At 64.1% G+C, this 20,311-nt stretch carries 19 protein-coding genes; 3 read left to right on the top strand and 16 right to left on the bottom strand.

All coding sequences use genetic code 11. The annotated features are described in order from the left end of the window. The first annotated feature begins 83 nt into the window (after positions 1–83). Positions 84–1,649 (top strand): 2-isopropylmalate synthase, encoded by a 1,566-nt coding sequence (locus KUV49_RS20075; RefSeq protein WP_222452673.1) that lies wholly within the window; start codon positions 84–86, stop codon positions 1,647–1,649. 65 nt (positions 1,650–1,714) lie between these two features. Here the strand turns inward: KUV49_RS20075 and KUV49_RS20070 are convergent, their stop codons facing one another. Both KUV49_RS20070 and KUV49_RS20065 read right to left on the bottom strand, forming a co-directional pair. Then, positions 1,715–2,476: an SDR family oxidoreductase gene (locus tag KUV49_RS20070; RefSeq protein WP_222452672.1), complete on the bottom strand. Its 762-nt coding sequence runs from the start codon at positions 2,474–2,476 to the stop codon at positions 1,715–1,717. Between the two features lie 176 nt (positions 2,477–2,652). After that, positions 2,653–3,675 carry a Fe(3+) ABC transporter substrate-binding protein gene (locus tag KUV49_RS20065; protein WP_222452671.1) on the bottom strand — a complete coding sequence of 341 codons (1,023 nt, stop codon included), beginning with the start codon at positions 3,673–3,675 and terminating at the stop codon, positions 2,653–2,655. A 195-nt stretch (positions 3,676–3,870) separates the two neighbouring features. On the opposite strand from KUV49_RS20065, the gene KUV49_RS20060 reads away from it, so the two are divergent. After that, positions 3,871–5,745, top strand: a complete 1,875-nt coding sequence (locus KUV49_RS20060) for an acyl-CoA synthetase (protein WP_222452670.1) — start codon at positions 3,871–3,873, stop codon at positions 5,743–5,745. A 68-nt stretch (positions 5,746–5,813) separates the two neighbouring features. On the opposite strand, the gene KUV49_RS20055 is transcribed toward KUV49_RS20060, so the two are convergent. From KUV49_RS20055 to KUV49_RS20015, 9 genes are all read right to left on the bottom strand, one after another. Next, on the bottom strand, positions 5,814–6,497 hold the full coding sequence (locus tag KUV49_RS20055) for a nitroreductase (RefSeq protein ID WP_222452669.1): 684 nt from the start codon (positions 6,495–6,497) through the stop codon (positions 5,814–5,816). Further along, positions 6,494–7,597: a TFIIB-type zinc finger domain-containing protein gene (locus KUV49_RS20050; RefSeq protein WP_222452668.1), complete on the bottom strand. Its 1,104-nt coding sequence runs from the start codon at positions 7,595–7,597 to the stop codon at positions 6,494–6,496. The genes KUV49_RS20055 and KUV49_RS20050 overlap by 4 nt, the downstream gene beginning before the upstream one ends. 4 nt (positions 7,598–7,601) lie before the next feature. After that, a complete protein-coding gene (locus KUV49_RS20045; protein WP_222452667.1) occupies positions 7,602–8,045 on the bottom strand; it encodes a hypothetical protein in 444 nt (147 codons plus the stop codon). Continuing rightward, positions 8,042–9,172, bottom strand: coding sequence for an SPFH domain-containing protein (locus tag KUV49_RS20040; protein WP_222452666.1), 1,131 nt, complete (start codon positions 9,170–9,172; stop codon positions 8,042–8,044). The genes KUV49_RS20045 and KUV49_RS20040 overlap by 4 nt, the downstream gene beginning before the upstream one ends. A gap of 153 nt (positions 9,173–9,325) precedes the next feature. Continuing rightward, positions 9,326–9,955, bottom strand: a complete 630-nt coding sequence (locus tag KUV49_RS20035) for a DUF6338 family protein (protein WP_222452665.1) — start codon at positions 9,953–9,955, stop codon at positions 9,326–9,328. 5 nt (positions 9,956–9,960) lie between these two features. Beyond that, positions 9,961–10,911 carry a DUF2927 domain-containing protein gene (locus tag KUV49_RS20030; RefSeq protein ID WP_315899575.1) on the bottom strand — a complete coding sequence of 317 codons (951 nt, stop codon included), beginning with the start codon at positions 10,909–10,911 and terminating at the stop codon, positions 9,961–9,963. Between the two features lie 12 nt (positions 10,912–10,923). Next, complete coding sequence (locus KUV49_RS20025; RefSeq protein WP_222452664.1) at positions 10,924–12,120, bottom strand: toxic anion resistance protein; 1,197 nt, start codon at positions 12,118–12,120, stop codon at positions 10,924–10,926. Positions 12,121–12,122: 2 nt separating this feature from the next. Further along, complete coding sequence (locus KUV49_RS20020; protein WP_152493469.1) at positions 12,123–13,040, bottom strand: 5-bromo-4-chloroindolyl phosphate hydrolysis family protein; 918 nt, start codon at positions 13,038–13,040, stop codon at positions 12,123–12,125. Between the two features lie 5 nt (positions 13,041–13,045). Next, complete coding sequence (locus KUV49_RS20015) at positions 13,046–13,261, bottom strand: hypothetical protein (RefSeq protein ID WP_152493470.1); 216 nt, start codon at positions 13,259–13,261, stop codon at positions 13,046–13,048. Between the two features lie 178 nt (positions 13,262–13,439). On the opposite strand from KUV49_RS20015, the gene KUV49_RS20010 reads away from it, so the two are divergent. Further along, positions 13,440–15,413 (top strand): cache domain-containing protein, encoded by a 1,974-nt coding sequence (locus KUV49_RS20010; protein ID WP_222452663.1) that lies wholly within the window; start codon positions 13,440–13,442, stop codon positions 15,411–15,413. A 17-nt stretch (positions 15,414–15,430) separates the two neighbouring features. Here the strand turns inward: KUV49_RS20010 and KUV49_RS20005 are convergent, their stop codons facing one another. The 5 genes from KUV49_RS20005 to fdh3B form a co-directional block, all read right to left on the bottom strand. Further along, complete coding sequence (locus tag KUV49_RS20005) at positions 15,431–16,813, bottom strand: sigma-54-dependent transcriptional regulator (RefSeq protein ID WP_222452662.1); 1,383 nt, start codon at positions 16,811–16,813, stop codon at positions 15,431–15,433. 3 nt (positions 16,814–16,816) lie between these two features. After that, entirely contained in the window at positions 16,817–16,948 is a 132-nt protein-coding gene (locus KUV49_RS21600) for a hypothetical protein (protein WP_261391623.1), read from the bottom strand. Between the two features lie 28 nt (positions 16,949–16,976). Beyond that, positions 16,977–18,275 carry a c-type cytochrome gene (locus KUV49_RS20000; protein WP_222452661.1) on the bottom strand — a complete coding sequence of 433 codons (1,299 nt, stop codon included), beginning with the start codon at positions 18,273–18,275 and terminating at the stop codon, positions 16,977–16,979. Continuing rightward, positions 18,276–19,505: a formate dehydrogenase subunit gamma gene (locus KUV49_RS19995; RefSeq protein WP_222452660.1), complete on the bottom strand. Its 1,230-nt coding sequence runs from the start codon at positions 19,503–19,505 to the stop codon at positions 18,276–18,278. 212 nt (positions 19,506–19,717) lie between these two features. Beyond that, positions 19,718–20,311 (bottom strand): formate dehydrogenase FDH3 subunit beta, encoded by a 594-nt coding sequence (gene fdh3B / locus KUV49_RS19990; protein ID WP_222452659.1) that lies wholly within the window; start codon positions 20,309–20,311, stop codon positions 19,718–19,720.

Genomic DNA, 20,311 nt, shown 5'->3' with positions numbered 1-20,311 from the left:
CTGAGCGTGCCCTGATCCGGCGCGACCGCTCAGAGGAGTAGCCTTTCGCGCCACAGGCTTAGGACCAAAACACGAGACATGACATGACCAATTCCAAACAAAACCGCGTGGTGATCTTCGACACCACCCTGCGCGATGGTGAACAATCCCCCGGCGCCACCATGACCCATGCCGAAAAGCTGGAGATCGCCGGCCTGCTGGACGAAATGGGCGTCGACATCATCGAGGCGGGCTTTCCCATCGCGTCCGAGGGCGACTTCAGGGCCGTCACCGAGATCGCCAAGAATGCGAAGAACAGCGTGATCTGCGGGTTGGCGCGCGCCAACCTCAAGGATATCGACCGCTGCTGGGACGCGGTGAAGCACGCCAGCCAGCCCCGTATCCACACCTTCATCGGCACCTCCCCCCTGCACCGCGCCATCCCGAACCTCAACAAGGATGAAATGGCCGAGCGCATCCACGAGACCGTCACCCACGCACGCAACCTTTGCGACAACGTGCAATGGTCCCCGATGGATGCGACGCGGACGGAGTGGGATTACCTCGCCCGCGTGGTCGAGATCGCCATCAAGGCCGGGGCCACCACGATCAACATCCCCGATACCGTGGGGTACACCGCGCCGGTCGAGAGCGCCGATCTCATCCGCCGACTGATCGCCGAGGTGCCGGGCGCCGACGAGGTTGTCTTCGCCACCCATTGCCACAACGATCTGGGCATGGCCACGGCCAACTCGCTGGCCGCCGTCGAAGGCGGCGCGCGGCAAATCGAGTGCACGATCAACGGCTTGGGCGAACGCGCCGGCAACACCGCCCTGGAAGAGGTCGTGATGGCGATGAAGGTCCGCAACGACATCATCCCCTACCACACCCGCATCGACTCGACGAAAATCATGCACCTGTCGCGCCGGGTCGCCACCGTGTCGGGTTTCCAGGTCCAGCCGAACAAGGCCATCGTCGGCAAGAACGCCTTTGCCCACGAGAGCGGCATTCACCAGGACGGCATGCTCAAGAACGCCGAGACGTTCGAGATCATGCGCCCCGAGGATGTGGGCCTGACGGAAACCAACATTGTCATGGGCAAGCATTCGGGCCGTGCCGCGTTGCGCTCGAAGCTCAAGAACCTCGGGATCGACCTGGCCGAGAACCAGCTGAGCGATGTCTTCGTGCGGTTCAAGGAACTTGCCGACCGCAAGAAGGAAGTGTTCGACGAGGACCTGATCGCGCTCGTCACCGCCGGCGAGGATGCCGAAAACGACCGCCTCGTGCTGAAATCCCTGCGCGTGGTCTGCGGCACCGGCGGACAGGCCGAGGCCGAGATGGTCATGTCCATCGACGGGGTCGAGACCTCCGCGACCGAGCAAGGCGACGGACCTGTCGACGCCACCTTCAAGGCCGTGCGCCATTTGCACCCCAACGACGCACATCTGTCGCTGTACCAGGTGCACGCCGTGACCGAGGGCACCGACGCGCAGGCCACCGTCTCTGTACGGCTGGAGGAAGGCGGCAACATTGCGACGGGCCAGTCGGCGGACACCGACACCGTGGTCGCCAGCGCCAAGGCCTATATCAACGCGCTCAACCGCCTGCTGACCCGCCGTGCGAAGCTCGGTGAGAACGAAAAGGAAGTCAGCTACAAGGACGTCAGCTGACCGCTGCGCCTCGCCCGGTTCCGACCGGGCGAGGCCGTCATGCCAGGGGCTGAAAGGCCGCCTCTTCAAACCTTCGCGATAGAATTGCCCCCGTCCGCCAGCATGGCCGACCCGGTGACGAAGCTCGACAGATCCGACAGCAGGAACAGAGCCGCGTTGGCAATCTCTTGCGGCTGCGCCATGCGCTTCAGGGCATGCAGCCCGGCAATGAACTCCGCCGTCTCCGGATTGGTTGCCGCATCCTTGGCCATTTCCGTCATCGTGCCCCCCGGCATCAGTACGTTGGCCCGTATGCCCTTGCTGCCGGTCTCGACGGCAATCGCCTGCACCAAGCCCACCAGCCCCGCTTTCGACGCGGCGTAGGCCCCCATCCCCGGCAAGGTCGCGGTGTGACCCACGAAGGTTCCGGTGAAGACCAGCGAGCCGCCACCCCGCTCGCGCAGCGCCGGAACCTGCGCGCGCGCTGCATGGAAACCGGCCGTGAGGTTGGTTGCCAGCACCTCGGCCCATTCCGCGTCTTCGGTGTCAGCCACCATGGCGCCGCTGCCGACCGCCCCGGCGTTGTTGAAGGCCCCGTCCAGCCCGCCATACGCCTCGCGCGCGGCATCGACCAATCGCTGTGCATAGTCCGGGTCGCACACGTCGCCCGCCACCGCGACGGCGTGCCCGTTCGACTGATTGATCTGCCCCGCGATCCGGCTCAGCATGTCGGCCCGGCGCGCGCCCAGAACCAGCCGTGCCCCCTGTGCGGCGAAGATCAGCGCGGCGGCGGCGCCGATCCCGCTCGAGGCGCCGGTGATGATGATTGATTTGTCTTTCAACAGCATGGTTCGCTCCTTCAGGTTTGCCGTGCGCGCATCCTTGCCGCAGCTCCAGGTCGGAGCGACCCGGATCATGCGGTTCAGCGACCCGGATCTTGCGCGTCCGGTATGACCGCGGCGGAACAACGAAAAACGGCGCCCCCGATGGGGACGCCGCGTTCCATGCCTGCTCGAAAGTTGTGTCAGTCCCAGCCGACCGCGTTGAACAGCTCTTGTGCCTTGGCAGCATTCCGGCTGAACGCCGCGGTGGGCGTGGTCTCATCGGGCTTGAACTCACCCAGACGCTCGGTGGTCGCCGTGCCCGGCGCATCCTCGACGGCGGGGTATTCGTGGTTGCCCGTCGCAAGGTTGGTCTGGGCCGTGTCGCTGGTGAAGAATTCCATCAGCTTCATGGCATTTTCCGGGTTCGGCGCGGTCTTCAGCATCGCCGCAGTGGACAGGTTCACGTGGGTGCCACGGTCGTCCTGGTTCGGCCAGACCCAACCGATTTTCTCGATGCCGTCGCTCAGGCCCTCGACGTCGGATTCAAACCCGCGCACGAAGTAATAGTGGTTGCCCACCGCCACTTCGCACTCGCCCGACACGATGCCGCGCAGCTGGTCGGTGTCGCCGCCTTGCGGGTCACGCGCCATGTTGTTGACGATGCCCTGCGCCCAGTCCTTGGCCGCTTCCTCGCCATGGGTCTCGATGATCGACGCCATCAGCGACTGGTTGTAGATGTTCGAGGACGACCGGATGCAGATCTTGCCTTCCCACGCGGGATCGGCCAGCTCTTCATAGGTCTGCGGCGGGTTTTCCACCTTTTCCTTGTCGTAATAGATGATCCGCGCGCGCTGCGCGATGCCGTACCACAGGTTTTCGGGATGCTCGAGGTGGTCGGGGATGCGGTCCTCGATGGTCTGCGAATCGTAGGCTGCCAGCAGGTCCAGTTCCTCGGCCCGGGCCATGCGGCCCGCGTCCACGGTGATCAGCACGTCGGCGGGGCTGTTCTCGCCCTCGGCCTCAAGCCGCGCGATCAACTCGTCGGCATCGGCCTCGATCCGGTTCACGGTTATGCCCGTTTCCTCGGTGAATGCTTCGTAGAGCGAGTCGTCGGTGTCGTAGTGACGCGAGGAATACACGTTCACCTCCTGCGCGACCGCGGGCATGGCAACGCCGGTCAAGGCCAGGGCGGCAACAAGAGAACGAGAGGTCAGATGAGCCATCAAGAAACAGCCTTTCTTTTTCCGAGTGAATTTGTAGGCTATTGATGAATTTTCTGACTGAAAGAGTCAAGAGACGTATTCGGCAGGCGACCTCCGACAAAACGCAGCGTAAAACTTGCGCGGCCCGCAATTCGTGATCATGCTGCCGGGACGGGAGAAAAGGGCGCATCAAGACGCGCCGCGGGAGGAGACACCATGACATTTTCCACACGCCAGGACGTGATCGCTATCCAGCAAGAAATGCCGTGGGAGGCGCGCGATGTACCGAAAACGGTCTACCAAATGCTGGCCGACACCGCCACGGCCTTCCCGGACCGTCCGGCCGTCAGCTATCAGCTTCTGTCGGGCCCCACGGACAAGGCGCAGACGCTCACCTGGGCCGAGTTCCACGGGCGTGTCTGCCAGGCCGCCAACCTCTTCCGCAGCCTGAAGATCTCCGAGACCGACGTGATCGCCCTGGTCATGCCCAACTGCCTGGAAACCGCCATCGCCACGATCGGTGCCATGGTCGCGGGCATCGCCAACCCGATAAACCCGCTCTTGGAACCCGAACAGATCGGCGCCATCCTGCGCGAAACCGACGCCCGCGTGGTGGTGACCCTGCGGTCCTTCCCGAAGACCGACGTGGCCCAGAAAATGGCCGAGGCCGTGCGCAACGCGCCACGCGTGCATACGGTGCTGGAGGTCGACCTTGTCCGCTACCTGACGCCGCCCAAAAGCTGGATTGTCCCGCTGATCCGCCCCAAGAACCCCGACAACCACCACGCCGACGTCAAGAATTTCAACGCCGAGGCGCGCAAGCACCCCAACAGCCTGTCGTTCGAGGACAGCGCGACCGACCGCGTCGCCGCCTATTTCCACACCGGCGGCACCACGGGGATGCCAAAGGTCGCCCAGCACAAATATTCCGGCATGGTCTATAACGGCTGGCTGGGCCATCGGCTGCTCTTCGATGAACATGACAGCATCATGTGCCCGCTGCCTCTGTTCCACGTCTTTGCCTGCCACGTGATCCTGATGGCGATGATCAAGTCCGGCGCGCATGTGGTCTTTCCCACGCCCGCGGGCTATCGCGGCGACGGCGTGTTCGACAATTTCTGGAAATTGCTGGAGCGCTGGGGCACGACCTTCGTCATTACCGTGCCCACCGCCACCGCCGCCCTGATGCAGCGCAAGGTGAACGCCGATATCTCCAAGGTGAAGAACGCCTTCTCCGGCTCCGCGCCCATGCCGCTGGAACTCTTCAAGCGGTTCGAGTCTGCCACCGGCATGACCGTGATCGAAGGCTACGGCCTGACCGAAGCCACCTGCCTTGTCTCCTGCAACCCGCCCACCGGCGAGAAGAAGGTCGGCAGCGTCGGCGTGCCCCTGCCCTATACCGACGTCAAGATCTACAAGACCGACGGCACCGAGTGCGGCAGAGACGAGGTCGGCGAAATCTGCATCGCCAATCCCGGCGTCTTTGCCAGCAACACCTATACCGAGGTCGCCAAGAACAAGGACCTCTACCATCACGAGGTCTATCTGCGCACCGGCGACCTGGGCCGGATCGACGACGACGGTTACCTCTGGATCACCGGCCGCGCCAAGGACCTGATCATCCGCGGCGGCCACAACATCGACCCCGCCGATATCGAGGAAGCGCTGATGGCCCACGCCGAAGTGGCCGGTGCCGGCGCAATCGGCCAGCCCGACGCACATTCCGGCGAGTTGCCCTGCGCCTATGTGGAACTGGTCTCGGGCGGCTCGGTCGATAGCGCCGCGCTGCTGGAACATTGCAAGGTGCATGTCCACGAACGCGCCGCCATCCCGAAATATATCGAGGTGCTGGACGAGCTGCCGAAAACCGCCGTCGGCAAGGTCTTCAAGCCCGACCTGCGCAAGCGGGCCATCACGCGGGTCTACAATGCCGCGCTGGTCGAGGCTGGCCTCAATGCCGAAGTGACCGAGGTGATCGACGACAAGAAGCGCGGCCTTGTGGCGCTGCTGTCAAAGACCGGCGACGCGGACGAGGCGGCGATCTCGCAATGCCTGGGCGAATTCACCCGCCCGTGGGAATGGGCCGACTGAGAGATCCAATTTAAGCGGCACTCACTGAGGGCACCGATTTCTTGAAAAGAAATCGGATCGGAAACTTTTCAAGTTTCCGCGCCCCGAACCGTAAGTATCTCGCCGGGATCTTCGCGCTCGGTGCGATACCGGTTCACGGGGTGCCTCTCATCGGCATAACCGAATGAAATCGCACACAGGATCGCGCGATCCTCGGGCAATCCGAAATGTCGCCGGATCAAATCCGGATAGGCGGCCACCGCCGCCTGCGCGATCGTGCCCAGCCCTTCGGCCGTCGCCGTCAGCATGAAGGCCGTCAGGAACCCGCCCGCGTCCAGCGCGCCATAGGGTCCCAGAACCTGCGGGATATGCAGGATGGCAACATGCGGCGCGTCGAACAGCTCGAAATTCCGCATCGACTGCCGCGCCCGCGCCTCGCGATCCTCCCGCGCGATGCCGACCGCATTGTAGAGCGCATAGCCGCAAGTGCGGCGCCGCTCGCCCAGTTCGCCAGGATAGCTTTCGGGCCAGTCCATGTCCGGCCCGGGCTTGCCCGTCCGCACCTCGCTCAGCAGCGCCTGACGGAAGTGTTCCGTCTCTGTGCCGCGCGTCACCAGGAGTTCCCAGGGCTGCGTGTTGTTCCAGCTGGCGGTATGCCGCGCGGTGTCGACGATCCGCTCAATCACCGCGTCCTCCACCGGGTCGGGCCGAAAGGCGCGGCAGGAATAGCGCGCTTGCATCAGCCGCTTCAGGGCCTCGCCATCCGCGCTCATTGGCTCATGGCCACGCCATAGCCCACGGCCGCCGCGATGATCACCCCGATCACCACGGCAATCGCGATCTTGATCGCCGAGTAAGGCCGTTCGCCCTGCACCTTGCCCGTGCGCCCGTTGACGACGAAGCGATAGGTCTCGCCGCGGTACTTGTACGCTGCCAGCCACACCGGCAGCAGGATATGCTTGAAGGTCACGTCGCTGACCGCCGTGTCGACGGAGTGAATCCGCTGCCGGTCGCCGCCGATGTCGAACCGCACGTCCCGCGCGATCCGCGCATCCATGATCTGGCGCGCCTGCACGAACCCGTCCTCCAGCGTCACCTGGTAGCCTTCGGCCCGGAACCCGGCCAGGAACTCCGGGCTGTAGGGCTGCAACTCGCCGAGCTCCCAGGGCTCCAGCGCGTCGGTATAGCGTTTGGGAAGGGTTTTCGACGCCAGCACCAGCACATCGTCGAAAAACCGCGCCACCCGGCCCCGCACCGGCGTCCAGCGCACCTTGGCCACCTGCACCTGCTTGCGCTTGCCGTCGCGCATGACCGTCCTGGTCTCGTAATAGACCGTGCCACGCTCGCCGGTGTAGCTGGATTTGGTGTCGGCGTCATAGGTCCAGTAGGGCACGTAAATGCCCTGCATCCTGCGCCCCTTGCGGGCATAGTCCTGCAACCCGTTCGGCGCGAACCACAACCGGCCCAGCCACTCGGTCATCGCATTCCGGGCGGCGGGCTCGTCCACCTTGAACGGCAATACGCCGCGCGGCTTGATATGCCTGTGCGTGCCGGTATCGGTGACCACCGGCGTGGCGCAGAACGGGCACTCCCGGGCGTGGACCGTCGCGTCGAACTCCACCTGCGCGGCGCAGTTGGGGCAGGTCACGACGCGGGTCTCCTCGATCTCCGATGCGTCCAATGTGCCCTTCACCGCCGCGCCGAAATCCAGTTCCTTCAAGGGCGTGGCCCAGGGGCCGGCCTGCTCCATCTCCGCCTCGTTACCGCAATGATCGCAGATCAGCTTGCCCGCCTGCGGATCAAACCGGAAATCGGCGCCGCACTGGTCGCAGGGAAATCGGTGTTCTTGTTTGACGGTCGGGGAATCGAGCATATGCCTACAGGTACTTGTGGAATTTGGCCGGGATGATGCGGCGCAGCGCGCCGTCCCGCAAGGCCGTGTGGCGCCAAAGATGGAATATCGCGTGAAAGAGCGCGGCCGCCCCCAGAACCAGCAATACCGTTCGCGCCTCCGGTCCCGGCAAGGGCCGCTCCAGCGCCCCGGCGGCCAAGGCCACCACGGCCCATGCCAGCAGAACGTACATCGCCCGGCTCAGCCACGGATGCGTGGTGCGCAAGACGCCCTCCAGCGCCGGCCCCGGGTCCTTGTTCAAAAGGCCGAGACAAAGCCACAAAACGCACAGCACCGCACCCGACAGAACGAAGGCCCAGCCCAGCACGCCGAAAATACGGTCATCGACAGACAAGAGCAGGTAAAGCAGCACGCCGGTCGTCCAATGCAGGACCTGCGTTATCAGCCGTCGTGCCCTGAATGTCCTCACGCCCCGGGTGGCGGCGGCGGCAGGATGGTGAAGAGCTGCGCCAGTTCCTGCACGTCACCGGCTTTCAGCCAGCCGTCCTGCCCCGCGGTCCAGACGTGGCTGTCGCGTGTCAGCTTGCCCTCGCTGGCCATCCGGCCCAACGCGGCCTTGGAATAGGGCCCGTGGGTCTGGCCGTTCTCGGCGATGTGCCAGACATGCTCGACCGGCGGCGGGGGCGGCGCGGGCGCGGCAGCCGGCGACGGCTGATGCGCAGCTTGGCCCCAAGGCCCACCCTGCCCGGCCATCTGGCCCGCCATCGCCATGCCCAGACCGGCCCCGATACCGGCGCCCATGCCACCTCCGGCACCGCCGGGGTTCTTGGCCGCCGCCGTCATCGCCTCGGCGGCTGAATATTGCGTGAACTTGCCCAGATCGCCCGCCAGCCCCATCGACGTGCGCTTGTCGAGCGCCTCCTCGACGGCGGGCGGAAGCGAGATGTTTTCAATATAGAATTCCGGGATCGTCAGGCCATACTCGGCCACCACGGCGGAAATCTCGGCGGCCACCAGCTTGCCCAGATCGGCGGTGTTGGCCGCCATGTCCAGCACCGGGATACCGCTGCCCGCGATGATCCGGCTGAAGCTCTGCACGATGATGTTGCGGATCTGATAGCTGATCTCGTCCATCGTGAACTCGCCGTCGGTGCCGACGATCTCGGTCAGGAACTTGGCCGGGTCGGTCACTCGCGTGCTGTAGGTGCCGAAGGCCCGGATGCGCGTCGGCCCGAACTCGGGGTCGCGCAGCATGATCGGGTTCTTCGTGCCCCACTTGAGATCGGTGAACCGCGTCGTGTTGATGAAATAGATCTCGGACTTGAACGGGCTCTGGAACCCGTGATCCCAGTGCTGAAGCGTCGTCATGATCGGCATGTTGTTGGTCTCGAGCATGTAGAGACCCGGCGTGAACACGTCCGCCAGCTGCCCCTCGTGCACGAAAACCGCCGCCTGGCCTTCACGCACGGTCAGCTTGGCGCCGTACTTGATCTCGTGCCCGTGCCGTTCAAAGCGCCAGACCATCGTGTCGCGCGTGTCGTCCACCCAGTGGATGACGTCGATGAATTCACCTGAAAGAAAATCGAAAATGCCCATGGTACCTATTTCTTTGAAGTTGTTACGGACGAGGTTGTTTTGGGCGGGCTAGGTGGAGCCGATTGGACAGAGCCAGCAGCAGGTTTATACCCATTAGAAACCGTTGCACTGGGACGGGGCTTGTAGCCTTCTGACAAAACGGTGCGCGTGGATTTAGACATTTCGGTCTCCTTCCGGTTCCAAAAACTCAATAGAGCGAATTCCTTGTAAGGATATTATGGCTGAGCGTGACACGTCGTGTTCAGACCATTGCCCTTCGTCATCTATATTATATAGTCGTTCAAGGTATATGTCGCTACGGTCAGCATCATTAGCGGCCAATGATTCCTGACCAAAATAGCCAAAGACCTGAGTACCATCCTGAAAAGTAAGAATAACGAACCCAGGAGGCCTGTTAGTTGCGAAGGCGTAATCATAGGCTCTTCTAACAGGATGTTCGATCGGCATTGCAAGTCTACGCAGCAAAGCGTGACTCCAACCGCGAGACAAGTTCCAACCTGCCAGCAACCCTAGACAGACTGGCAAGACCAGAACTTCCAAAAGCAAAAGAGCTTGCCCTTCGAAGGGCCAGCCCAGAAGCTGAAAACCATGACTTAGAGGCGTTCGTGCTGCCAAAAATACAAGCTGGTTTATCAGGCTGAGAACAACAGCTTCAACAATCACTTCGGCGGGCCGCGGCCGTTCTCCAACCACAAAGCGCGATCTGACAGAAATAAGAATGAAACCAGCGAGAACGTATCGCGCGAAAAACTCAAAAGTTTCCGGTGTGAGAAACTTTTCCATGTGAACTAACTGGAGCCCCTCTCGAACAGCCGCCGCAGGATCGGGCGCGCCTCGTCCAGACCCATGCCCGGCTTCAGCGCGGGATCGTAGAGCGCCTCCAGCAACATCTCGTCATGGGTGGTCAACAGCGCGAACTCCTCGTCATCGTTGAAGATCGACGGCCGCGCCCGCGGGCTGTCATTGGTCAGGCCCAGGCCTTGCGCGATTTCCTCGTGGATGCAGGCCAGCCGTTGCAGGTCGGTCAATTCCGTCCGGATATAGGCCAGGGCCACGCCCAGGTCGTTTTCGCTTCGGGTGCCTGCCGAGATCACGAAGCACTGGGTCGAGCGTGGCAGGTTCGTGACGATCGCCAGGTTGGACTTGGCAATCGCCGGGATCACTTCCAGCGCCCGCGCACGCGATTGTGCGGCATCGTCGTTGCTCATGAACATCACGACGAAATTGGGCGAGGCGTCGCTGACCGAGATCGGGTGTCCGGTGACCCGCGCCAGACGATTGGCATAGGCCGCCACCCGCGCGCGCTCGGTCGACTTGATCGCGTCCGGTACGTTGCGCCCAAACTCGACGCCGATGCGCACGGGCCCGGTCCATTTCTTGATCGCCACGGGGCCGCTTTCAGATGGCAGAAGGCCCTTGTCGCGCTGATACTCCTCGAAAAACCCGATCCGGATGAAATTGCGCAGAAGGTCGGTATCGGTGAAAGGCGTGTCCACGCCGCCGCCGTCGCGCCGCATCAGGCCCTGGGCCACAAGGTCGTTTTCCACCCGCGTGTAATACCGGGCAAGGTTCTGGCTGGCTTCGGAAGGGCCGTCCGGCAGCGGCGCACGCACCATCGCGTTCGGGCGCGCCTGCGGCTTGGTGGGCGGCGTCTCGGGCTCGACCGCGTCGCAGCCGACCAGCGCGAACGCACCGGCCAGCATCGCCGCGCCGAATTTGAACGGTCGGAGGTAACGCACGTTTCTACTCACTCACCCCGGAACGGAACCGCCGGCATTCTCGCCGACACTGTCACGGCGCGACTTGGCGGCAGCCAGCGTATCGCGCAGTTCCTTTTCCATGCTTTGCAGGTCTTCCTCGGCCTTGGCGCGGCGCGCCTTGCCCTCGTCGGCGATCTGCAGGCTTTCCTCGATCGTGCCGATCAGGTCCGCGTTGGCCTGCTTGACCGCCTCGATGTCGAAGACGCCGCGCTCCATCTCTTCGCGGATCTTCTTGTTGGCGTCGCGCAGGTTCTTGGCGTTCGCGGTCAACAGCTCGTTCGTCAGGTCGTTGGCCTCGTGCACGGCCGCCGCGGCCTCGGCGCTGCGCTGGATGGTGACGGCCTGCGCCAACTGCGTTTCCCACAGCGGCACGGTATTGACCAGGGTGCTGTTGATCTTGGTCACAAGGCTCTTGTCGTTCTCCTGCACCAGCCGGATCGACGGCAGCGACTGCATCGTCACCTGCCGCGTAAGCTTCAGGTCGTGCACCCGGCGTTCCAGGTCGTCGCGCGCGGCGCGCAGGTCGCGCAATTCCTGCGCCTTCATCACCTGGTCGTCCTCCGGCGCGGCGTCGACCTCGGCTTCCTTGGCCGGGATATCCTTTTCGTCGAGCTCTTTCAGCTTTTCCTCGCCGGCCGCGATGTAAAGCGCCAGCTCGTCGTAAAACTGCAAAGTCTTCTCGTACAGCAGGTCCAGCGACTTGATGTCCTTCAGCAGCACATGTTCATGCTTCAACAGGTCATCGGTGATCTTGTCGATCTGGCCTTGCACGTCTTCGAACCGGGCGGTGAACTTGGCAAAGGGCGCGGCCCGGCCGATCAGCTTTTCCCACCAGGAGCGTTCGCGCCGCACGTCCAGTTCGCTGACCGAAAAGCCGCGAATGGTCGTCACGATACCGCGCAGGCTGTCGCCGGCGGGGCCCACATCCTTGTTGCGCACGCCCTGCAGCATGGATTGAGAAATCTCCTGCAATTCCGCCTGCGCGGCCGAGCCGAACGAGACGATCGAATTCGTATCGCTCATGTCGATCTCGTTCATCCGCTGCCGGATCTCGTTGCCGAGGGCCGGTTCGGCGTCGGCCAGCGGCACCACAGCTCCGGCCTCTTTCGGCTCGGGCAGGACCACGCGGTTCACCTCTTCCACCTCGGCCAGAGCGGCTTCGGCTTTCGTGCGTACGTCTTCTGACATCGTCAATGTCCTTCCTCAAATTCTCGGGTGTTGCCTAAACGGATGCCCTCGCGCGCCAGGCGATCGCGCAGGACTTCGATCTCGATTTCCAGGTCGCTATTGTCGTCGGCCAGCAGGGTCTTGGTCTTCGCCTCGAAATTCGTCTCCAGGTCGCCCAGCAGATCCAGGTAATCCGCGCGCGCCTTCTCATCCCGCGACCGCGCGTAGATATCGGCGAACTTCACCGTCGCGTCCCTCGCACCCATCAGGTAGACGCCAAGGTATTTCCGCGTCGCCGTCAGGTCGCGCGGGTCGTTCTCCACCGTGCGCAGCATGTTGCGCACGCTTGCCTGGAACCGCTCCAGCCTGGCCTCGGCCTTGCGGTCGCCGGCCCGCGTGATCGCATCCGACATGGCCCGCAGATAGGTTTCGGCCTGGTCGACCACACGGGCCACGCGATCAGTCTGCATCTTGTCGATACCTTCGATGCCCTTGTCGCGCATCGGGTCCAGCCCGAAGGAAAAGACGTGAAGCCCCGTGGTCACCGCACCGAAGATCACAGGCGCCACGAGCCCCGGCTCGACCTTGTAGGCCGCCACGGCGATCCCCAGCCCCGCCAGAACCGACGAAAAGAGCTTGCGTGGAATGCCCGGACTTCGCGCCACCTTGCGCGTGTTATACGCGGCTTCCGCCTTCAGCCCGTCGCGCAGCAACCAGGCGGACAGGGCAAGGATCCCGGCAGACGCCACGCCCAGCGCCAGGCCGGTCGCGCCCGAGGTGATCGACGTGAACAGCACCAGGACCGCGGGCAGAAACATCAGGTTGGCGCGCGCGCCCGCGGGCTCCACCGTGGCGCCGCGGTAGGAGGAGGTATCGCCAGAGCCGGTTACCCTCTCGCCGCCGCCATCCGGGCTGTATTTTCCGCCAAACTTGCGTGCCATGCCGGTCACAATCCCCCGATCAGGCCGCTGGTGACGCCCATCATCAAAATGAACAAGGCCGCATAGGCGATTTTTTGCACGTTCGTTCCCCTTGTCGTTATGGCGATGTCCCGCCCGACGGACCCTGCGTCTCGCGCGGCACGTGCCATCGCCGCCATCGCCACCGCGGCCAACGCGACAATCGCAAGCGTTACCAACAACAGCATGAAAAGGCGCGCCATGCCGTACCATCTCCCGCGTTTGGCCTACCAACACTCCCGGGAAACTTAGGTTAACGGTACTGGGGTTGCTAGGGGAAACATCACGCAACCTCCCCCCGGCGCGGCGGTGCCGCCGGAATGGACGCCTTGCGCGCCATCGCCTAAGCTTCTTTCGCAAAGGGAAAGGCCCTGCCTCGCGATGATATCGGTTCGTCTACGCCTGCTGATCCTGGCATTGCTGCCGCTGGTGGTTCTGCTGCCGCTTCTGCTGTGGCTGGCGGTCAGCCGCTGGGCCGCGAACTACGACAATCTGCTGATCGCCAACGTCGAAAGCGACCTGCGGATCGCCGAACAATACCTGGACCAAATCCTCACCACCACCGGCGGCGGCGTCGCCGCGCTGGCGCGCTCCACAAGGTTTCGAGACGCCACCAGCCGGTCGGAGGACCAGATGCAAGGCTTCCTCGACACCGAGCGCAAGGCGCTTGGCCTGGATTTCCTCTATTTCCTGCCGATGTCCGGGGCGGACGAGGCCGCGCGGGACTGGCCGGTCATCGCCGCGGCCACGCGCGGCGACAGCGCAACCGAGATCGACATCTTTTCCAGCACCGATCTTTTCGCCATAGACCCCACGCTCGAGGACCGCGCTCGCCTGCCGCTCATCGAAACCGAGGCAGCAGTCCCGACCGACCGGATGATCGAAGATCGCGGCATGGTCGTGCATACGGCCACGGATGTCCCCGCCCCCGGGCGCGCGGGCGTCCTGGTCGGGGGCATCCTGCTCAACCGCAACCTCGATTTCATCGACACGATCAATGCGCTGGTCTACCAGGCCGAAAGCGGCGCCAAGGCCGACAGGCAAGGCACCGCGACGCTGTTTCTCGAAGACGTGCGCGTTTCCACCAACGTCCGGCTGTTCGAGGGCGAGCGGGCGCTGGGCACACGCGTTTCGGCCGTGGTGCGTAATCGCGTGCTGGGCGAAGGGCGCACCTGGCTCGACCGGGCCTTTGTCGTCAACGACTGGTACATCTCGGGCTACCTGCCGCTGACCGACAGTTTCGGCACCCGCGTCGGAATGCTCTATGTCGGTTTCCTCGAAGCGCCCTTCGTGGCCGCCAAGCGCAGCGCCTACATCCTCGTGTTTACGGCATTCGGCGGCATTCTACTGCTGACCATACCGCTTTTCCTTCGCATGGCGGGCGGAATCTTCTCTCCGTTGGAACGCATGAACGACACGATCAAGCAGGTCGAGAACGGCCAGTTGGACGCCCGCATCGGCGCCGTCGACAACCGCGACGAAATCGGCCAGGTGGCAGCGCATCTGGACGAGTTGCTGGACCAGGTCCAGGCCCGCGACCGTGCCCTGCGCTCCTGGGCGGACGAGTTGAACACCCGCGTCGAGGATCGCACCTCGGAACTGCGCCAGGCCAACGCAAAGCTGGAAAGCACCTACCAACAGCTGGTGATGAGCGAGAAACTGGCCTCGATCGGTGAAATCACCGCCGGGGTGGCCCATGAAATCAACAACCCGGTCGCGGTCATCCAGGGCAATCTCGACGTGATCCGCGAAACCCTGGGCGAGGCCGCCACCCCGCTGATGACCGAACTCAACCTGATCGACCGGCAGATCGGCCGCATTAACGCCATCGTCGGCAAGCTGTTGCAATTCGCGCGCCCCAGCGAATTCAACGCCTTTTCAGAGCATGTCGACGTTGCCACCGTGCTGGACGACTGCCTGGTACTGGTGGACCACGTGATCACCCGCGCCGAGGTGACGGTGAAGACCGACCGCGCGCCGGAAACTCCGGCAGTGCAAATCAATCCCGGAGAGTTGCAGCAGGTGATCATCAATCTTGTCGTGAACGCGGTCCAGGCGATGAACAGCGCGGGCGAACTCTCGATCTCGGTGCACCCCGCCGAGCGCGACGGGCAGAACGGCACCGCGCTGGTTGTCGCCGACACCGGCCCCGGCATCGCCCGCGAAAGGCTCAATACGGTGTTCGACCCATTCTATACCACCAAGCCCGGCGAAGGCACCGGGCTGGGTCTTTCGGTCAGCCAGACCCTGATCCGTCAGGCCGGCGGCATCATCACCGTGCGCAACCGGGCAGAAGGCGGGGCGGAGTTCACGGTCTGGCTACCCGAGAACAGTGACCAGCTCTCCGCCGCCTGAACACGGCACCGGATCGTTTAAAGGCCCCAGGCCGCGCATTTGCGGTCGACCGTCTTTCGACTGACGCCAAGGCGCCGCGCGGCCTCGGCCCGGTTGCCGTCGCAGGCGTCCAGCACGCTCATGATGTGGCGCTGCTCCACCAGCTCCAGGGTTTCGATCGCCTCCTGGCCGGTCACGGCGCCCTGCCCCTCGAATTCGTCCGGCAACTGGCCCAGGATCACCGAGCGTTCGATCAGGTTGCGCAGCTCGCGCACGTTGCCGGGCCAGTCATAGCGGCTCAGCTTCAGCAGCACTTCCTCGTTGAGGTCAAGCGCGGGCAAGGCCAGCGCGCGGGAAAATTCGCTCATGAACAGCGCCGCAAGCTCGACGATATCCTCGCTTCGGTCGGCCAGGGGCGGCATTTCCACGTTCACCACGTTGATCCGGTGATACAGGTCCGCGCGAAAGCGGCCCGCCGCCACCTCGGCCTGAAGATCGGCATTGGTGGCAAAGAAGAACCGCAGGTTCAGCGGAATCTCGCGCTCTGCGCCCAGGGGCCGGATCTTGCGGTCTTCCAGCACCCGCAACAGGCCCGCCTGCACCTGCTCGGGCAATTGCGCCACCTCGTCGAGGAACAGCGTGCCGCCGTCCGCGTGCAGGAACAGGCCGTCCCGTGTACGGTCGCCCCCTTCCACGAGGCCGAACAGTTCTTCGGCGATGTGATCGGGCGAGACGGCGGCACAGTTCACCGCGACGAAAGGTTTCTCGGCGCGGTCGGACATGCCGTGCAACGTGCGCGCGGCGATCTCCTTGCCGGTGCCGCTGGCCCCGGTGAACAACACCGAGGTCGGCGTCGTCGCCAGTTTCGCCAGCACGTCACGCACCTTCTGGATGGCCGGCGAGTTTCCCAGCAAACGCCCCCGCGCCGCCTGCCCGCCCTCGCTCAGTTCATGTTTCAGCAGGAAATTCTCGCGCCGCAGATACTTTCGGTCCAGCGCGCGCGCCACCGCGTTCAGAATCTGGTTGGCGCGAAACGGCTTCAGCACGAAATCCGCCACCCCCGTGCGCAGCGCACGGATGGCGGTGTCCAGGTCGGCATAGGCCGTGATCATGATCGTGTCGGCGAAAAGCCCGACGCGCCGCTGATCGGCCAGCCAGTCCAGCCCGGTCTTGCCCGGCATCACGTTGTCCAGGATCACCAGGTCGAAATGCGCGAGATCGAGTATCTCGGCCGCCTGCTCGGCCGAGTGCGCCTGCTCGACCCGCTTCACGCGCGGCTCCAGGATCTTGATCAGGAAATTGCGCATCCCCGGCTCGTCGTCGATGACCAGCACCGAGGCGAATTGCAGGTGCTCGCCATAGTCGTCCCGGCCCTTTTCGGCCGGAGTCCCGGGCACGGGCGCGGCGGCGGGTCTTGTCATGCCTCAGCTGTCCTCCAGCCGCACCGACTCCCCGGAATTGCGCTCGCCGGCGGAAAAGCCCGCCTCGTGCAGCCCGTACCACGCGACAACGGCGATGATGGCCGTGGCGGCAAACGCGGAAAGCATGGCTTTCATATCTCGGTTCTCCCTTTCAAAGCGCGCCTCAAGGCTCCGTGGCCTCGCGCAGGTAGTCGATCAGATCCTGCCGGTCCTGCCCGGCGGTGATGCGTTGCATCGGCATCTTAGAGCCCGGAATATAGTGGTCCGGACCGATATCGAAAAGCGCATCTATGGTCTCTTCGGTCCAAACGATATCGGACCCGTCCAGAATTTCCGAATAGGGATAGCCCGGCACCACCCCTGCCTTGCGCCCGAAAAGCCCGTGCAAGGAGGGGCCCGCCTTGCGCGAGGGCGGCGGCGTCAGCGCGTGACAGATCGAACATTTGCGCATGAACTGCCGCTCGCCGTTGGGCATCGCCTCTGGGTCGCGCAGGAATGTGCGCTGGTCGCTGCCCGCCGGATCGAACGCATCCAGGTCCGCCACGGGCCAGCCGAATGCCACGTCCTCGATCCCGCCGGCATAGATCATCGTGCCATCGGGCGAGAACTCCAGCGCCCAGACCGGCCCCTGCCGCATGGCGCGGAAATCCTTGACGATCTGCCAGGTTTCGGTGTCGATCATCATGATGAACCCGTGCCCGTCGCCCACCGCCAATTGTCCGCTGGCCGGGTGATAGGCCATCGACAGAATCGGCCGCCGGTCCAGCGAGAAATCCCGGATCGTCTCGCCCGACATAGGGTCCACCACCCGCGTCACGCCATCCACCGCGCCATAGGCCAGCCACTGGTCGTCCGGGTCGAGGATCAGGCGGTTCACGCCGAACCCCGCGTTCACCACGACACGCGGCGCGCCGTCAGGTTCCGCCACCTGCCACATGCGGATCGTCCCGTCGGCGGAGGCGGAATAAAGCCGCGCGCCATCCGAACTGAACGCCACATCGCTGACCGACGCGTTGTGCCCCTTGAGGAACCGTGCCGCGCCGCCGTCGCGCGGCCAGAGGCCAATCGAGCCGTCCCAGCTGGCCGTCGCCAGCGTCGCGCCATCCGGCGACAGCGCGATTTCGGCGACCTTGCCCTGGTGCCCTTCCAGCCGTGTCGGTGTGCCGTCCGGCAGGGACCACAGGATCACGTCGAAATCGTCGCTGCCCGAAGCCGCCGTCTGCCCGTCCAGGAACCGCACGGTGATGACTGCCGCGTCATGTCCTTCCAGCCAGCGCGGCTCCCGGCCCTCCCACAGCCCGACGGAATTGTCGAAGCTGGCCGTGGCGACCTGGCCCGTCTCGGGATTCACGTCGATCCCCATGACCGGCCCGCCATGACCTTTCAGCGTGGTGAACTGCTGCGCGGCCACCGGCGCACCGGCGGCCAGCAGGCCCGCGCATACCAGCAGCAGGGCGCGCATCTATTCGGCGGGCGTCGTCGCGGTGTTGGCCGGTTTCGGCTCGCCCTCGCGCTTTTTCACCTCGTCCAGCCACAGGCTGTGGTGCTCGCGCGCCCACTGTTCCTCGACCTGGCCCGACCCCATCGCGTCATAGGCGCCTTCCATCCCGACCGAGCCGATGTAGATATGCGCGATCACGATGGCCATCAGAACGAAGCTGACAGTGGCGTGCCACAGTTGCGCGTATTGCATCTCTTCATGCGGCGCCAGCTGTTCCGGCAGCGCGCCGAAGCCCAGAAGCTGCGGCACTCCCATGTCGTTCAGGATGACAAATGTCTTGGCGAACATCGGCAACTCGAACGGGAACAGAAGCGACAGGCCAGAGGCCGAGATCGACGCGCCCAGGATCATCACCGACCAGAAGATCATCTTCTGGCCCGCGTTGAACTTCTTGGCCGGCGGGTGCACGCCTTTCTTGAACAGGCCACCGCCCACGGCGATCCACTTCAGGTCGGTCTTGTTCGGAATGTTGTGCGCCACCCAGAAGATGAATGCCAGGATCAGACCCAGCATGAAGGCCCAGCTGACGTTGTTGTGGATCCATTTCGAGGCCACCGCCGCCGTCGCGAACGCTTCATGCCCGAAGGTCGGGATGATGAACTTGCGCCCCATCAGGACCAGCAGCCCGGTGAGGCCCAGCAGAACGAAAGACCCGGCCATCAGCCAATGCGCGAACCGCTCGATGAACTTGAAGCGGGTCACGGTGCGGCCCGTCTTTTCGCCGTCGATGCGGATGCGGCCCCGGATCAGGAAGAACAGCGCCAGGAACGCGATCGTGCCCAGGAGCAGCCAGCCGCCGTACTTGATCAGCGGCCCCTGCCGGAAATTCAGCCACCACATGCCGTTGTCCTGGATCAGGACCCGCGCCGGCGCACCGCCCGACGACACGGTCACGTCGGCGGTGCCATAGCGCAGCGCGCTCCAGACGTCGGCATCCGACGACCCGCCCAGTGCTCCAAGCTGACCCACCATGGCGCCTGCGCTGTCGGGGTCTTCACCCGCACGCGCACGGTCCGGCACCTCCTCGCCGCGCTGCCGGGCCAGGATATCCTCCAGCGTCTGCGCGCCGCCCGTGGCCGAACGGTCCGCCTGCGGGGCCTCGGTCGCGCCTTCGGTCGCTTCCTGTGCCTGCACGCCCGGCGCGGCCAGCATCGTCAAGCTCAGAAGACAAATCAGAAACAGCCTGTGCATGTCTTTTCCTTTCTACCCTGCCCGGCTTCGCGGGCCTCACCTCGGATCGGTGCAATTGGAATATTCTGGGAAACGGACTTTGTGGCGTGCCGTCACGTGGTCGAAAGTGCGTTTCTCAAGATACTCTCGGCGCCCCTTCTGCCGGGACGGGATGAAAGAGGCGGGACGCACCCGCCTCTTTCGTTTGGTCTCAGAATGACGTCGAAAGGCGATCAGCCGCCCTTCTGGTCATAGGCCGTGCCCCAGCCCCAGGCGCCCGAGCCGAAGCCACGGGAGACGACACGCTCGCGATAGATATTCGCGACCACGTCCCCGTCGCCGGCCAGCAGCGCCTTGGTCGAACACATCTCGGCGCAGATCGGCAGCTTGCCTTCCGCGATCCGGTTGCGCCCGTACTTGTTGAACTCGGCCTGGCTGTTGTTCTCTTCGGGACCACCGGAGCAGAAGGTACACTTGTCCATCTTGCCACGGGATCCGAAGTTGCCGGCCTGCGGGAATTGCGGCGCGCCGAACGGGCACGCGTAAAAGCAATAGCCGCAACCGATACACAGGTCCTTCGAGTGAAGGACCACGCCTTCTTCGCTCTGGTAGAAACAGTCTACCGGACAGACCGCCATGCACGGCGCATCGGAACAATGCATGCAGGCCACCGAGATCGAGCGTTCGCCGGGGTTGCCATCCTCGATGGTCACCACGCGGCGACGGTTGATGCCCCACGGCACCTCGTGCTCGTTCTTGCAGGCAGTCACGCAGGCGTTGCACTCGATGCAGCGTTCGGCGTCACACAGGAATTTAGCTCTAGCCAT

The organism is Roseovarius atlanticus, from assembly GCF_019802205.1.
Taxonomy (GTDB): domain Bacteria; phylum Pseudomonadota; class Alphaproteobacteria; order Rhodobacterales; family Rhodobacteraceae; genus Roseovarius; species Roseovarius atlanticus_A.
The sequence above is the reverse complement of the archived record's forward strand: the minus strand, read 5'-3'. Positions and strand labels throughout refer to the sequence as shown.

Excerpts from the sequence above, each read along its gene's own strand:
- KUV49_RS20075 (WP_222452673.1), top strand. The coding sequence starts at position 84 with ATGACCAATTCCAAACAAAACCGCGTGGTGATCTTCGACACCACCCTG.
- KUV49_RS20070 (WP_222452672.1), bottom strand. The coding sequence starts at position 2,476 with ATGCTGTTGAAAGACAAATCAATCATCATCACCGGCGCCTCGAGCGGG.
- KUV49_RS20065 (WP_222452671.1), bottom strand. The coding sequence starts at position 3,675 with ATGGCTCATCTGACCTCTCGTTCTCTTGTTGCCGCCCTGGCCTTGACC.
- KUV49_RS20060 (WP_222452670.1), top strand. The coding sequence starts at position 3,871 with ATGACATTTTCCACACGCCAGGACGTGATCGCTATCCAGCAAGAAATG.
- KUV49_RS20055 (WP_222452669.1), bottom strand. The coding sequence starts at position 6,497 with ATGAGCGCGGATGGCGAGGCCCTGAAGCGGCTGATGCAAGCGCGCTAT.
- KUV49_RS20050 (WP_222452668.1), bottom strand. The coding sequence starts at position 7,597 with ATGCTCGATTCCCCGACCGTCAAACAAGAACACCGATTTCCCTGCGAC.
- KUV49_RS20040 (WP_222452666.1), bottom strand. The coding sequence starts at position 9,172 with ATGGGCATTTTCGATTTTCTTTCAGGTGAATTCATCGACGTCATCCAC.
- KUV49_RS20035 (WP_222452665.1), bottom strand. The coding sequence starts at position 9,955 with ATGGAAAAGTTTCTCACACCGGAAACTTTTGAGTTTTTCGCGCGATAC.
- KUV49_RS20025 (WP_222452664.1), bottom strand. The coding sequence starts at position 12,120 with ATGTCAGAAGACGTACGCACGAAAGCCGAAGCCGCTCTGGCCGAGGTG.
- KUV49_RS20020 (WP_152493469.1), bottom strand. The coding sequence starts at position 13,040 with ATGGCACGCAAGTTTGGCGGAAAATACAGCCCGGATGGCGGCGGCGAG.
- KUV49_RS20015 (WP_152493470.1), bottom strand. The coding sequence starts at position 13,261 with ATGGCGCGCCTTTTCATGCTGTTGTTGGTAACGCTTGCGATTGTCGCG.
- KUV49_RS20010 (WP_222452663.1), top strand. The coding sequence starts at position 13,440 with ATGATATCGGTTCGTCTACGCCTGCTGATCCTGGCATTGCTGCCGCTG.
- KUV49_RS20005 (WP_222452662.1), bottom strand. The coding sequence starts at position 16,813 with ATGACAAGACCCGCCGCCGCGCCCGTGCCCGGGACTCCGGCCGAAAAG.
- KUV49_RS21600 (WP_261391623.1), bottom strand. The coding sequence starts at position 16,948 with ATGAAAGCCATGCTTTCCGCGTTTGCCGCCACGGCCATCATCGCCGTT.
- KUV49_RS20000 (WP_222452661.1), bottom strand. The coding sequence starts at position 18,275 with ATGCGCGCCCTGCTGCTGGTATGCGCGGGCCTGCTGGCCGCCGGTGCG.
- KUV49_RS19995 (WP_222452660.1), bottom strand. The coding sequence starts at position 19,505 with ATGCACAGGCTGTTTCTGATTTGTCTTCTGAGCTTGACGATGCTGGCC.
- fdh3B (WP_222452659.1), bottom strand. The coding sequence starts at position 20,311 with ATGGCTAGAGCTAAATTCCTGTGTGACGCCGAACGCTGCATCGAGTGC.